The sequence below is a fragment of the Providencia sp. genome, from assembly GCF_040396775.1.
Taxonomy (GTDB): Bacteria; Pseudomonadota; Gammaproteobacteria; order Enterobacterales; family Enterobacteriaceae; genus Providencia.
On sequence record NZ_JBEBNT010000013.1, the window covers coordinates 12,792 to 26,314 of the forward strand.

The 13,523-nt window shown below is 41.0% G+C and carries 13 protein-coding genes; all 13 read left to right on the plus strand.

Annotated features, from left to right (window positions below; all coding sequences use genetic code 11):
• Nucleotides 1-26 precede the first annotated feature (26 nt).
• On the plus strand, nt 27-2,696 hold the full coding sequence (locus ABWP91_RS13855; RefSeq protein WP_353243727.1) for an outer membrane usher protein: 2,670 nt from the start codon (nt 27-29) through the stop codon (nt 2,694-2,696).
• Between the two features lie 53 nt (nt 2,697-2,749).
• Nucleotides 2,750-3,526, plus strand: coding sequence for a fimbria/pilus periplasmic chaperone (locus ABWP91_RS13860; RefSeq protein ID WP_353243728.1), 777 nt, complete (start codon nt 2,750-2,752; stop codon nt 3,524-3,526).
• Between the two features lie 47 nt (nt 3,527-3,573).
• Nucleotides 3,574-4,182, plus strand: coding sequence for a fimbrial protein (locus ABWP91_RS13865; protein WP_353243729.1), 609 nt, complete (start codon nt 3,574-3,576; stop codon nt 4,180-4,182).
• Between the two features lie 9 nt (nt 4,183-4,191).
• Nucleotides 4,192-4,728, plus strand: a complete 537-nt coding sequence (locus ABWP91_RS13870; protein WP_353243730.1) for a fimbrial protein — start codon at nt 4,192-4,194, stop codon at nt 4,726-4,728.
• Between the two features lie 15 nt (nt 4,729-4,743).
• Nucleotides 4,744-5,241 (plus strand): fimbrial protein, encoded by a 498-nt coding sequence (locus ABWP91_RS13875; protein ID WP_353243731.1) that lies wholly within the window; start codon nt 4,744-4,746, stop codon nt 5,239-5,241.
• Between the two features lie 10 nt (nt 5,242-5,251).
• Complete coding sequence (locus tag ABWP91_RS13880; protein WP_353243732.1) at nt 5,252-5,749, plus strand: fimbrial protein; 498 nt, start codon at nt 5,252-5,254, stop codon at nt 5,747-5,749.
• Nucleotides 5,746-6,270: a fimbrial protein gene (locus ABWP91_RS13885; RefSeq protein WP_353243733.1), complete on the plus strand. Its 525-nt coding sequence runs from the start codon at nt 5,746-5,748 to the stop codon at nt 6,268-6,270. Before ABWP91_RS13880 ends, ABWP91_RS13885 begins: the two co-directional genes overlap by 4 nt.
• Before the next feature lie 24 nt (nt 6,271-6,294).
• Nucleotides 6,295-6,831 (plus strand): fimbrial protein, encoded by a 537-nt coding sequence (locus tag ABWP91_RS13890; RefSeq protein WP_353243734.1) that lies wholly within the window; start codon nt 6,295-6,297, stop codon nt 6,829-6,831.
• 237 nt (nt 6,832-7,068) lie between these two features.
• Entirely contained in the window at nt 7,069-7,965 is an 897-nt protein-coding gene (locus ABWP91_RS13895) for a hypothetical protein (protein ID WP_353243735.1), read from the plus strand.
• Between the two features lie 257 nt (nt 7,966-8,222).
• Nucleotides 8,223-8,987: a DUF1120 domain-containing protein gene (locus ABWP91_RS13900; protein WP_353243736.1), complete on the plus strand. Its 765-nt coding sequence runs from the start codon at nt 8,223-8,225 to the stop codon at nt 8,985-8,987.
• Between the two features lie 101 nt (nt 8,988-9,088).
• Nucleotides 9,089-9,793 carry a fimbria/pilus chaperone family protein gene (locus ABWP91_RS13905; RefSeq protein WP_353243737.1) on the plus strand — a complete coding sequence of 235 codons (705 nt, stop codon included), beginning with the start codon at nt 9,089-9,091 and terminating at the stop codon, nt 9,791-9,793.
• Nucleotides 9,794-9,842: 49 nt separating this feature from the next.
• Nucleotides 9,843-12,200: a fimbria/pilus outer membrane usher protein gene (locus tag ABWP91_RS13910; protein ID WP_353243738.1), complete on the plus strand. Its 2,358-nt coding sequence runs from the start codon at nt 9,843-9,845 to the stop codon at nt 12,198-12,200.
• Nucleotides 12,191-13,447 (plus strand): DUF1120 domain-containing protein, encoded by a 1,257-nt coding sequence (locus ABWP91_RS13915; RefSeq protein WP_353243739.1) that lies wholly within the window; start codon nt 12,191-12,193, stop codon nt 13,445-13,447. The genes ABWP91_RS13910 and ABWP91_RS13915 overlap by 10 nt, the downstream gene beginning before the upstream one ends.
• Nucleotides 13,448-13,523: the final 76 nt, after the last annotated feature.

Sequence of the window (13,523 nt, forward strand, 5' to 3'; positions counted from 1 at the left end):
ATAAAAAAAGAAATAAGAAGGTCGAGATGATGGCCCTAGGTTTTATTCATATGCCGTTGTTGCGGATAAGCAGTTCTCGGTTGATGGGACTACTTGTTGCTTTGTCCCTAAGTTGTAACAGCTACGCTGAGCAAATTGAATTTAATACGGATATTTTAGATGTCAATGACCGAGCAAATATTGATTTAGCCCAGTTTTCACGTCCAGGCTTTTTAATGCCAGGTGAATATCGTTTTTCTATTTTTATAAATAAGCATCAATTACCTGAACAAACCGTATTTTATTATGTACCTGATGGTCAGCCAGATGAGAGTGTCGCCTGTTTAAGCCCTACATTAGTAGAGCAACTTGCGCTTAAACCTGATTTATTACCAACCTTAGAATGGTGGCATGATGGGCAGTGTTTATCATTAGAAAGCTTACCAGGTACTGAAATCAAAGGGGATTTAGCTGCTTCTGCTTTATATATCAGTTTACCTCAAGCGTATTTGGAATATACAGCTGAAAACTGGGATCCACCTGCACGTTGGGAAGATGGATTACCTGGTGCACTTTTTGATTATAACCTCAATGCACAGGTTGGTCAGCAAACTCGAGGCGGACAGCGAACAAATGCCAGTGCCAGCGGTAATGGTGTTGCGGGTGTTAATTTAGGAGTGTGGCGTATGCGTGCTGATTGGCAAATGCGTTTAGACAAACAGCAAGGGCAAGGCACTTCTAGTTCATTAGATTGGACTCGATATTATGTCTATCGTGCAATTAAATCTCTCGGGGCAAAACTCACCTTAGGCGAAGATTATTTAGTCTCAGATATTTTTGACAGTTTTCGATTTACGGGGCTCAGTCTGATTACAGATATCAATATGCTCCCGCCTAATTTACGGGGATATGCTCCCGAAATAACGGGGGTAGCTAAAAGTAATGCCACCGTTATCGTGAGCCAGCAAGGTCGTATTATTTATCAAACACAAGTTGCTGCTGGTCCTTTTCGTATTCAAGATTTAAATGATGCGTTATCTGGTGAGATTAATGTTGAAGTTAAAGAACAAGATGGAACGATTCAAACGTTTACGGTGAATACAGCCAGTGTGCCTTACCTTACTCGTCCTGGGCAATTACGTTATAAGCTTGCGGCTGGGCGGCCAACAGACTGGCGCCATCGCGTGAGTGGTGAAACATTTGCGAGTGGCGAGTTTTCGTGGGGAGTGAATAACGGCTGGTCATTGTATGGTGGCGGTGTTGCAGCTGAGAATTATGCTTCTGCTGCGGTCGGTATCGGTCGAGATCTGATGATGTTTGGCGCGCTGTCTTTTGATATCACCCATGCGCGTTCGCGACTAAAAGGGTTAACTGAAGTCGGTGATAAAACGTATCAAGGTAATTCATATCGTTTGAGCTATTCGAAGCGATTTGATGCCTACAATAGCCAGGTGACATTTGCGGGATATCGTTTTGCTGAGCAAGGTTTTATGAGTATGTCGGAGTACTTAAATGCGCAGTCTACGGGGGTCCGTCAGTATAACAGTAAGGAAATGTATACCGTTTCCTATAACCAACAATTTCCTGAATTTGGGCTCAGTGCTTATGTAAATTATTACCATCAAACCTACTGGGATCAGCCTGACAATGACCGTTATAGCCTGTCTTTAGCGCGTTACTTTGATATAGGAAAATGGAAAAATTTAAGTGTTAACTTGACCGCTTATCGAAATCGCTATCAGCAGACTAATGATGATGGCGCCTACCTTTCCCTTTCATTGCCTTGGGGAGAGAGTGGCTCGCTTAGTATGAACAGTAGTTGGGATGAGCGTGATAATTCTCAACGAGTCAGTTATTACGACCGATTGGATGAACGTACTAATTATCAATTAAGTACAGGATGGTCTCGTTCTGGTGGGTTAGTGAGTGGTTACTACACATATCAAGCGGATTTAGCTCAAATTAATGCAAATGCTACTTATCAGCAAGATAGATATCGTTCTGCTGGTTTATCACTCCAAGGTGGTTTTACCGCGATTAAGCAAGGAGTGGTGATGCATCGTAGTAATCAGCTCGGTGGGACTCGAATTTTTGTCGATACCGATGGAGTACCTGATATTCCATTACGAGGTTATGGCTCAACCATCCGAACAAACTATTTTGGGCAGGCTGTATTAACAGACGTGAACAGTTATTACCGTAATCAGGTCAGTGTCGATTTAAATACATTACCTGAAGATGCTCAAGTATCTCAATCGGTTAAGCAAGGTACCTTAACAGAAGGCGCTATCGGTTATCGTCAGTTCGACGTTGTTGCTGGACACAGCGCAATGGCCTTGTTGCGTTTATCTGATAGTCGTGTTCCCCCATTTGGCGCGCAAGTTTTCAATATAAAAGGCCAACAAGTGGGAATGGTGGGGGATGATGGAAGTACGTATTTAACTGGGCTCAATCCTAACGATAGGTTACAGGTTCGTTGGGATGATAAAGCACAATGCGAAATCACCCTACCTAAAATATTACCGAAGAGCGACTCGTTATTAACGAACTGGTTATTACCGTGCCATACGACAGGTATCTTACCACTCGAGCAGACACAGACGGTCGTTGAACCGAACGCAGTAAGTTTACCGTCATTATCTACGCCTCATTTATTAACTTCTGAGGCATCGGATAAGTCAGGTTTGCTCAGTTCACCGAGCGGGTTAAGAAAATAAAAAATGACATGATTGAAGAGGGGTATTCTTTCTTCATATTAAGGTAAAAGAATATGTTACAGAGTAATAAAATCAATAAAAGAAATCATCATCCTATTGCTGCTTTTTTGGTTGGGACTGTGTTGATATTCACGACACTGTCGTCTGCGCAAGCTGCGGTGGCTTTAGATCGCACTCGTGCAATTATGACGGGTGAAGATAAATCCATTAGTTTAAATATCAGTAATGAAAATAAGCAATTACCTTATCTAGCGCAAGGCTGGATTGAAAATGCCCAAGGTGAAAAAATCACGGAGCCCTTTACGGTATTACCTCCCGTTCAGCGTATTGAGCCTGGCGCTAAAAGCCAAGTGAAAATTCAAGCACTACCGAGTGTCGCGTCACTGCCGCAAGATAGGGAGTCCGTTTATTATTTCAATTTGCGTGAAATTCCGCCTAAGAGTGATAAACCCAACACACTTCAGCTGGCGTTGCAAACTCGAATTAAGCTGTTTTATCGTCCAAAAGCGATTATTCCAACTCGCCAACAGATGGAGAATCCATGGCAAGAAAAAATTACCCTCACTCGTCAAGGTGATCAATATAGTGTTGAGAATCCAACGCCGTATTTTGTGACTCTTGTTGATGCAGCTTCAGTAAAAGACGGAAAAACAGTTGCGGGATTTGAACCGTTGATGGTTGCTCCTAAAAGCAGTTTGCTCATGGGCGGAAGTGCAAAAGCTTTAGGCAGTAAGCCTGTACTCACTTATATCAATGACTACGGTGGACGACCAATGTTGACGTTTACTTGTCAAGATAATCGCTGTCACGTGGTATCAGATAAACAGTAACTTCAAACAAGATGACGTTAAAGCAGATTTCAACGCAGGAGGGCATCATGAAAGAAGCCAATAAGATACCTCATAATATGATGGCGTGCGGTTTAGGATTGTGTTTACTCAGTAGCACCGCGTTCAGTACTGAACTCGACAAAGTGGATAACTGGGATGTCGATGGGGCTAATGGCACATTGTATGTACACGGGGCTTTAACGGAAAGTGCTTGCCGATTAGCGATGTCTTCAGCATACCAAACGGTTGAATTGGGGACATTAGGGACAGGGCAATTACAGAAAGTCGGCCAAACAGGTACGCCTGTCGCGGTGCAACTACGTTTAGAAGATTGTTTAAGTGGTGAAAGTCGTAATCGTAATAAACTCGGCAACTTATTGTGGAGCCCTGATATGCCAACGATGAAAATTCGTTTTTTGGCCACAGCGGACAATCAAAATCCACAATTAGCGGCCGTTACGGGAGCAAAAGGGGTTGCATTACAATTGAGTAATGCGTCTTCTCATCCTATTACAATAGGGCAATACAGTACGCCTGAGCTAGTTTCTCCTGGGCAGAATCAATTAACTTATTATATTACGCCGATCCGTACTACAGCAGGATTAAGTTCGGGAGCTTATCAGGCAATTATTCGCTTTCAGGTAAGTTATGATTAGGAGTCAACGATGTTATTGATACAGCATGTGACCGTAGGAATTAAATCTCTTATTGTCTTTAGCGTTCTTTTTTTTAGCTCGCTATTATTTGGAAGTCTATTCCATGTCGTACGTGCTGATACCGCAAATCTAAATTTAACGTTGACCATTACGATGCCTCCACAGTGTTCGTTTAGTAGTGGTAGTTCAATACAAATTGTGCGTTTTGAAGAGGTACAACAAGGATTAATTGATGGGGTGAGTTATAAGCGAACCCCTATTAATACTGGTTTATCTTGCAAAGCCTTAGAAAAAAATGCGTTGAATATGAGGCTATCATGGGATCCAGTAACCTTTAACGGCGTTTCTGCTGTCAGTACAAACCGAACAAATTTAGGTATTGCCATTTATCGGGATTCGACTCGCTTAAGTAACGGCGCATCAATTAACTTTACCTATGGTAATCCCCCAAACTTGTATGCGGTACCGATAAAGCCTAGTGGTGTAATGCTCACTGATGCGGGGGCCTTCTCTGGCACAATGACTGTGACGTTAAATTATCAATAAAAGCGGGAATATCTTATGAATAACACTCTTTTTGTTCGGTATTTTATCGGCCTACTTTGTTTATTAAGTCCCGCATTATCACGAGCATTGGATGTTTATTTTACAGGAACACTGGTTGTCACTCCGCCAGAATGTACCGTGAATAGCGGTACGGTGGCGAATGTCAATTTTGGCGATATCCATGAAACACTTATTGACAATAGTAGCTATAAACGCACACGCATTGATTACACCTTAAATTGTACGAATGTCTATAGCAATGCATTAAAAATGACAGTGAGTTGGGACCCGATCACGCTCAATGGGCAAAATGTCATTCGTACAGGTCGGACGAATCTCGGGATAGCTGTTTATCAGGATTCATCACGATTGAGTAATGGTGATGTTGTTAATTTTACTTATGGTAGTGGTCAGCCTGCGCTTTATGCGGTGCCAGTAAAACCCTCGGGAACGGTATTAACTGATGGCGGGAATTTCAATGGGACATTAACTTTTGTGGTGGATTACCGTTAAGGAGAGCAAGATGAAATTTATTCACCGACAACAAGTGGCACTCTATTTTTTCTGTGTCATAAGCAGTCCATTGGCACTGGGATTAGGGGCAAATCTTTACGGTAATTTAATTGTGACGCCACCAGAATGTATTCTAAATAACAATAATCAAGCGGCGATTCACTTTGGAGATATTTTGTTAACGCGCATTGACGGTAATAACTACGTACAAACATTGCCATTGAGTCTATCGTGTACAGGATTAGCAAAAAATAATCTGACATTAACCTTAGAAGGTGACTCTACATTGTTTAATAGCAATGGCGCATTAAAAACAAGCAATAATAAATTAGGCGTTGTTTTTTATGTCAATAATGTTCGGCAAGCAATTAATCAGCCAGTAAATATTAATTACACCTCTTTGCCTTCTTTAAAAGCTGCGCCGATTAAAAATATAGCTGCGGGCTTTAATGATACAGATGGCGGTAGCTTTACTGCGTTGGCGACATTAAAGGTGAACTATCAATGAAAAAGTTACTGATAAGCGCAAGCCAACGTTATTGCTATTTATGCAGTTTAGGGGGGCTCTTTATGATGATGTCCTCAGCGGTAGAAGCTAATTGGCGTTTTGATGGCACGCTAGTCCTGCCCCCTGTTTGTGAGTTAGGACAAACTAACCCTATACGTGTTTCTTTTGGAAAGGTGGGGGTGCGCAAAGTGGATGGGAATCTATTTAAACAAGACATTCCGTACCAATTGAATTGCCAAGGTGACTTAAGTCAACCGTGGAATGTGACATTGACGTTCAGTGGAACGCTGGCTGGTGCGGGATTTGATAATGCGACATTACGCGCCAGCAGCCCTTTAAATAACGGAAAATTAGGCATTCAAATTCAAAAAGACGGGATACCGTTAGAGCTGAACAAGGCGTTTGCCATTGATAGTTCAAATCCACCAAGATTATCAGCAGTTCCAATTAAACGTGCAGCAACGGAACTGGTTGGTGATAATTTTACGGCGACTGGGACATTGACCATCGATTTTCAATGACACGGCAAAAGGGAAATAAGAAAAATGCAAATATCATTACGTCAATTATGGCCTTTAGTCTTGTCGCTAAGTTTAGTTGGAACCCCGCTTTGTGCGCAGTCGGAAACCGTACAATTTGATGGAACGTTAGTTGAGGATGCATGTGAAGTATATCCTGGAGATGAAAATATCGAATTGGATTTTGGCACTATTGTAGATAAATATTTGTACTTGAACACTCGAACACACAGTCAGCCATTTACAATTCGGTTAATTAATTGCGATTTAGTACTGGGGAAAGAAGTTCAAGTGACCTTCATGGGAACTGAAAGCTTGGCATTACCGGGATTATTAGCGCTTAATGGTGGGAGTCAAGCGAGTGGCATTGCGATTGGATTAGAGACTATGCATGGTAACCCAGTCAAAATAAATAATACCAAAATTATAGCGCCATTATCTTCAGGAAATAATAATTTAAATTTCAAGGCTTATGTACAAGGTGAGCCAAATGCCTTATCCACCAAAACGGTAGGACGAGGCGCCTTTGAGGCGACAACAACCTTTATATTGGAATATGAATAACGTTAATGTGAGCTAAAAATAATTTAATGAATTATTTTTATTAAGAAAGATTATCTCAATATTTTTTTATTGAGTACGCTTTTTATTTAATGTTGGATAATAAAAACCTAGTTTTTAACTAGGAAATAAATGTTATTAAAGGAATCTTAAATGAATGTTTATTCTAATGGCTAGAATAAGCCAAGTTATAGCATGAGCCAGCGATAAGCAATTTTATTTAATTACGAGATTATTAAAATGAAAAAAAACATGATAAAATTAATATATGGAATTTTGTTATTCATATGGGCTTTACCTACAATAAGTGCAAATCTATATTATCAAAATGGTATAAGGTCGTCAGCCAATGTACGACCTTATATAGTACCCTATGGTTCTATTTCATCTTCTGATGTTGACTGGACTCAAGTTTTGCTCCATAGCTCAACATATATTGGTGGGTATACGATGTCAGCTGCATCTATAACAAATGATTTTGTTTACTTTTATTCATATAATCTTAGAAACCAGTGGTGCCCAGTAGGAACAAAATTCTCTTGTGCAGGGGCATCTTCATCTTGTACAGAGAATGAGCGTTTAACAGCACAGAATCAAGCTGTTACTTGGATTAACTCTATTATCTCTTCAAGCCCTCATTTAGGCGACTCTATTTCGTCAGATATTCCAGCTACCCGGGTAGAAAAGACTTCATGGGAATGTCGAGATCGTACAACCCCTAATAATTGGGTATACTTTATTATGCCAATATCTGTTGAGGTTTTACCTGAAGAACCAACGGATAAGTCTGTTTGTTCTCTTGGGTCTGATATAAGCTTTAATTTTTCATCTACAACTCTTGAAGTCACTGGTATCTCTTCAATAAAAACTTTACCTATAATCTGTACTAGCGGAGATACCCAAAATTATCAATTAAAGTTAACGAGTAATAATGCAACTAATGGGCGTCTTAATTTTGGAAATGGTGTTTCTGCTCAAGTCTCTTTGAATGGTACTCAAGTACAAGCTAATGGCCCAGGAATTCAACTAAACAAATTAATAAGCCAAACTATTCCTGTCAGTGCGACATTGACGGGTAATGCATCGGTATCTGGTGTGAGTCAAGCGACAGGAATATTAATATTAGAAGCATTATAAATAAATATTTTAAAAACTAATATACTAATTGTGTTTGTTAATATCATGTGGTTATTAATTGTGTTTTTATTTTTTAATAAATAAAATTATTATTCTTACACATCTAAATATTAAATTAATTGATAATAGGTTTTTATCATAAGGTTAGTTACGCCATTAATATATAAAAATATAGGAGTATCTATTTTTAAAAATATAGGTAGGTTCAATTTACAGAGATTCAATTGTTGTGTGATTACATTTAAATGAGAATATATATGAAAAAAGTATTATTAGCATCATTACTCAGTACTGCTGCCATTCCTGCATTATCTGCAGATTCGGTGGATATTTCTGTTGTCGGAACGATTAGCTCTGCGTCTTGTACGCCTAGCGCGGGCGGTGGTGGAGTCGTTGACTATGGTTTTATCAAACCTGAAGCCTTGGCTGCAAAGGGGCCGACAGTCTTATCGGTAAAAACTATCGGATTTACCATTAGTTGTGATGCATCTGCTAATGTGGCTCTACGCGCATCCAGTAATCGAATGGGGACAGCAACCGATATCTCGGGACCTGAAAGCCAGGTGGGAAGTGGGCTCGCTGATAGTGGTTTAGTGAAAGCTGGGCTAGGAGCCAAACAGCCTTATGGGCAGCCTACAGTAAGCACCCCAACTGTCGTTGGACTCGGGGCATCGAATGGAAAAAATATTGGGGGGTATATGATGAATTTACCCCCTTCACTTGTCACCCTTGATGGTGTTGCCGCAACCGATAAATTTTGGACCTTTGCCGCACCCACACAGGCAACAAAATGGAATAAACAAGTATCGTCTGTAATCACTAACAATGGGCATACCATTTTTACTGTTGATAATGCTTTTTTTGGCTACGGTACTGATAGCGAAGCCACATCACCGACCCCATTTACTGAATTGGCTGGGACACTTGTAATTCAAGCCTATATTACGGATAAAACTAATTTAGATTTAAGTGCCCCGGTCAATTTAGACGGCTCATCGACTATTGAGCTTTATTATTTCTAACGTAATGAGATAACAGATTTAACATTATTTTATTCAAGGAAAGAAACGTTTAGGTAATACCGATTTTTCTTTCCTTATTTACACATTGTTATTAAGGTTCTATGAAAATTTATTTAAATCATTTCATCTGTTTAAGTTTATTCTTTTTTTCTGCTGGCAGTTTGGCGGCAGGGATGGTGCCTCAAAATCCCATTGTTATGATCGAGGAAAGTGATGGCGAAGGTAATATTGATATTAAAAACACCGATAAATACCCGAGTTTGTTGATCACTAAAATTGAAGATCTCGAAGATGATAAAGAGGAACTCATTACAGTTTATCCGCCCGTTACACGTGTAGAAGGCAATGAAACTCAGACGGTACGGTTTCTGATCACCACCAAAATGCCACTTAAAACTGAACGATTAAAACGCGTAACCTTTGAAGGCGTTCCTCCGAAAAATGGTGAGTTGGAAAAAGAAATCAACGTCACTTTCAAACAAAACCTACCCGTGATTATCCGTCCAGCGGGGCTAGCACAAAACCTCGCACCTTGGGAAGGCTTAACGTGGGAATATAAAAATAACCAATTCACGGTGACTAACCCTTCTCCGTATGTTGTGCGTTTTATCTCACCCAACATTACTGTATTGCCTTCAGGCCAAAAATTCATTTTGCCTAAAACCTATATTTTACCTCACCAATCATTTGATTTATCGGTGAGTCAAAATATCAATATCAAAAATGCCGATAAAGTGCGTTTTTACCCTGCCACGACTTGGGGATTTTCGACGAATAAATATTACGATGCCCCATTAACGGATTAATTCAACGCGTTTAAAAAATAATAAAGGCACCAACACGAGTGTAATAAAAATGACAAAACTGACGCCGATAGCGTTCCTTTTTTGGGTTTGTCTTCACTCAGCACTGGCAACCGAATCGGTCACCTTTGATGAAGAATTTTTAATGTCACGTGGTATTGATACCTCGATTGCTAAGCAATTTGAGCAAGCCCCCACTTTTTTACCAGGTAAACAAGAACTCAAGGTTTATGTTAATAATCAATATCGTGTGAGTGTTGATGTTGAGTTCAATCAGAGTGGACAGCCCTGTATTAATGCCGAGCTATTAGCGGCGATTGGCATTAATGACCCGCGTACTTTACAGGGAACGAAAGAGTGCGTCGCACTTCAGCAACTATGGGAAAACAGTGAGATTATCCCCAAACCTGCGAAACAAGAACTGTGGTTTTTTGTGCCTGAGCGCGCCGTTTCAGTGAATTTTAATCAACAAAAGCGCTATGTGTACGGGGGCATGGGCGCTATTGTGAATTATGCTGCGAACTATATGGGGAGCTCAGGTGTTGGCAACCGTGATATGTATTATGTGAATACGGAGGCAGGGTTTAACTATCAAAACTGGTTATTTCGTAGTTATCAGATTTATAACCATTTCACTGATTCGGAATTTATTCATCAATATGCCTACGCGCAAACGACATTAGAAAAGCAGCAAAAAGTGCTGCAACTGGGGCAAATTAATTTAAATAACAGTGTCATTGGTGCATCTCGCGTTATTGGTTTGCAAGTGTTCCCTGAAAACCAATTAGAAAATCATCGTGGTGGTGGGGCTCTGGTTTCGGGGGTCGCCCCAGAGCCTTCGATGGTGGAAATCTATCAGGCTGGGCGGTTATTGTACAATACTGCTGTCCCCGCAGGGGCTTTTGAGCTATCCCAATTTTCATTAGTCAATCAAACCGCAGATTTACTCGTGAAATTAAAAGGGGTCAATGGGCAAGAGCAAGAGTTTATTGTGCCAGCGTCTATGTTTTCGAATGATAGCCAGTTTAGTCATACGGGGTACTCAATGGGGATTGGTCGTTATGATGAAAACAATACCCGACATAAACCATTAGTGGCGTCTTTGTCAAAAGGCTGGAGTGTGAACCGCTTTTTAGGGCTACAAAGCGGTGCAGTCGTCTCTCCCGATTATTATGGGTTGGGTTTGAATAGTACGGTGCGTTTGAACGAGTCATGGAGACTTTCGACCAGCACTGATGTAGCGCGTGATGAAAAACATCATAAAACCGGTGGGCTTATCACAGGTACAGTGGCTTATTTAGCCTCAGACAGGTTGTCTATTGGCATTAATGGGTTGATACAAAGCCCTGATTACCACTATTTGAGCGATGCTGTGAGAGATGAACCTCGTGTTAATAATAAGCAAAAACAGTTTGGTGGTGACATGAGTTTATCTACAGACTGGGGAACATTGGGGTCTTCAATAGGGAGAACGTATACGCAGGACAATCAGTCTCAAGACTATATTAGTTTTTCATGGAGCCAAATGCTCTACAAGAATACCATTTTAAATGCGAGTTATCAGCGTACTTATAATATCGACAATGTATATGAAGATACCTTTTATGTACGACTGAATATTCCGCTGGAACGAGCCAATATTTCGTCGTGGCTAACGCGTAGCGATAACAGTAATCGCTGGGGCGCACGTTATAGTAACTATGAGAGTCACGATAGAAACTGGGGAGTTGCATATGATTACAACGACCAAAAACACTATCAATCTATTTCTGCTAATGCGCATACTGTCACACCGTATAGTCAGCTAGGTGCCAACATTCGCCGAGATAATCAAAACCAAACCAGTTGGGGGGCCTCTTTAAATGGGGGAGTTGCTCTGGTCAATGAAGGTTTGTTGCTGTCACCGTATGAAATCAAAGACACCTTTGGTATCGCCAAGGTAGGAGACAAACGCGATATTCGTTTAGACTCGGGGGCAGGCCCAACTTGGACCAATGGCAATGGCTATGCAGTGATCCCCAACCTAAATGCCTATCAACAGAATGCGGTGAAAGTCGATCCGAGAAGCCTATCTCGTCAAAGTGATATTCTCAATGCTTATAAAACGACGCTACCTGCAAAAGGCTCGATTGTACCGATGATTTTCACGGTGGTTGAATCACGCCGTGTACAGGTAAATACACGATTAGCTGGGAGACCGCTACCCGTTGATAGTGTGATCCGCGATGAGGCGGGTAATTTTTTAACACTGGCGACTCAATCAGGGCAGTTTTTCTTAGGGCAAGCGACACCAGCGATGAAGTTGAAGATTGAAACACCAGAAAAAAAGTCCTGCGTTGTCCAACTTAATTTACCCAGTGAACCAGAATCACAAGTCTTATATGAAGAGGTGAATGCGTTATGTCAATAATATTGTCAGTGAAACGACCTGTAGCGGGGCTTTGTCTCACACTCAGTCTGTTTACCTATTCACCCTATCTGTTTGCTGATAATACAGTGGAGGAGGATTGCCAGTGGATAATCTCTCAACCTCATATTGATTACGGTGCTGTCTCGCGTGATCAGATAAAACAACTACCGAGCGGAGATGGGGAGCTACAGAACCGTCAGGTGGTGGTTAAACTGATATGCCCACAAGAGATTGACCCCGTGATTAAAATCCAAGATCTTTTTGGCAGTCACCCAAGTGAATTCCAATATGGCCAAAAAGGCGAATTGCAAGTAAGTTTAGTCAGTTTCGGTGTCGATGGACAGAGTACAAAGGCAATGGTCGTACGACATCAGGTGAACCACGCCACGGCCTTATTAAAGCCCAATGATGAAATTCGCCCACAATCGGCAATCAGAGGAAAACGTGTTGAAATGGTGTTAAATATCACCCCAAAGGTATCAGCCACTGAGGTGACCCATCCGATGGTTTTAACACAATCAGGGCAATTTTCATTAAATGTTGCCACTTTTTCACCAAGTACGGTCAGGGTATCCTCTGAATTACGTGCGATAGCTTGTATACCTTCGGTTTCGAACAATGGCACGGTGGATTATCACACTCTCCATGCTAACGATTTGGCCAATAACGCCGTGACCGTTTTACCTGCACATACACTGAATTTTACCCTTAGTTGTGATGCGGCCACAAACATTGCCATTCGAGCCCGCAGTAATCGACCGCAATCGACGACAAATGCAGGGAGTGAAAATGAAATTGGCAGTGCGCTCGCTAAAACGGAGGTATTATCGGCTGGTTTAGGAAAGAATTTACCGATGGGGTTACCTAATGTGACACAAGCGTTTGTTGCGGGGCTAGGGACAAGCAATGGCCAAAAATTGGGGGGATACCTTTTGAATATGCCATTTACCCAAATGAGGCTAGATGGACAAGCAGTAACAGTGAAATATTGGACGCCTACGTTACCCAATAAGGCAACGAGTTGGAATAAAGAAACAGATCTTAAAGGGAATGGAGGGAGCCTATTTACGAATACAGCCTCGTATTTTTCATTTAGTACAGATACGAATTCTGTAGCACCTATGCCATTTAAGCAGTTAAATGGACTGTTAATCATTCAAGCCTATATTACTCAAAAACAAAATTTGAATTTGTCATCTCCTGTCCACCTTAATGGTTCTTCAACAATTGAATTATATTACTATTAATTTAATTGTTAGCTTAATGACATCATTTTTCATGATGGGCCAATACAAACAAAAAGAGCAGCCTTTAGCTGCTCTA

What these genes read in the sequence shown, in the direction of transcription:
- ABWP91_RS13870 (WP_353243730.1), top strand. Translation starts at nt 4,192, where the DNA reads ATGTTATTGATACAGCATGTGACCGTAGGAATTAAATCTCTTATTGTC.
- ABWP91_RS13880 (WP_353243732.1), top strand. Translation starts at nt 5,252, where the DNA reads ATGAAATTTATTCACCGACAACAAGTGGCACTCTATTTTTTCTGTGTC.
- ABWP91_RS13890 (WP_353243734.1), top strand. Translation starts at nt 6,295, where the DNA reads ATGCAAATATCATTACGTCAATTATGGCCTTTAGTCTTGTCGCTAAGT.
- ABWP91_RS13895 (WP_353243735.1), top strand. Translation starts at nt 7,069, where the DNA reads ATGAAAAAAAACATGATAAAATTAATATATGGAATTTTGTTATTCATA.
- ABWP91_RS13885 (WP_353243733.1), top strand. Translation starts at nt 5,746, where the DNA reads ATGAAAAAGTTACTGATAAGCGCAAGCCAACGTTATTGCTATTTATGC.
- ABWP91_RS13910 (WP_353243738.1), top strand. Translation starts at nt 9,843, where the DNA reads ATGACAAAACTGACGCCGATAGCGTTCCTTTTTTGGGTTTGTCTTCAC.
- ABWP91_RS13875 (WP_353243731.1), top strand. Translation starts at nt 4,744, where the DNA reads ATGAATAACACTCTTTTTGTTCGGTATTTTATCGGCCTACTTTGTTTA.
- ABWP91_RS13865 (WP_353243729.1), top strand. Translation starts at nt 3,574, where the DNA reads ATGAAAGAAGCCAATAAGATACCTCATAATATGATGGCGTGCGGTTTA.
- ABWP91_RS13855 (WP_353243727.1), top strand. Translation starts at nt 27, where the DNA reads ATGATGGCCCTAGGTTTTATTCATATGCCGTTGTTGCGGATAAGCAGT.
- ABWP91_RS13900 (WP_353243736.1), top strand. Translation starts at nt 8,223, where the DNA reads ATGAAAAAAGTATTATTAGCATCATTACTCAGTACTGCTGCCATTCCT.
- ABWP91_RS13905 (WP_353243737.1), top strand. Translation starts at nt 9,089, where the DNA reads ATGAAAATTTATTTAAATCATTTCATCTGTTTAAGTTTATTCTTTTTT.
- ABWP91_RS13915 (WP_353243739.1), top strand. Translation starts at nt 12,191, where the DNA reads ATGTCAATAATATTGTCAGTGAAACGACCTGTAGCGGGGCTTTGTCTC.
- ABWP91_RS13860 (WP_353243728.1), top strand. Translation starts at nt 2,750, where the DNA reads ATGTTACAGAGTAATAAAATCAATAAAAGAAATCATCATCCTATTGCT.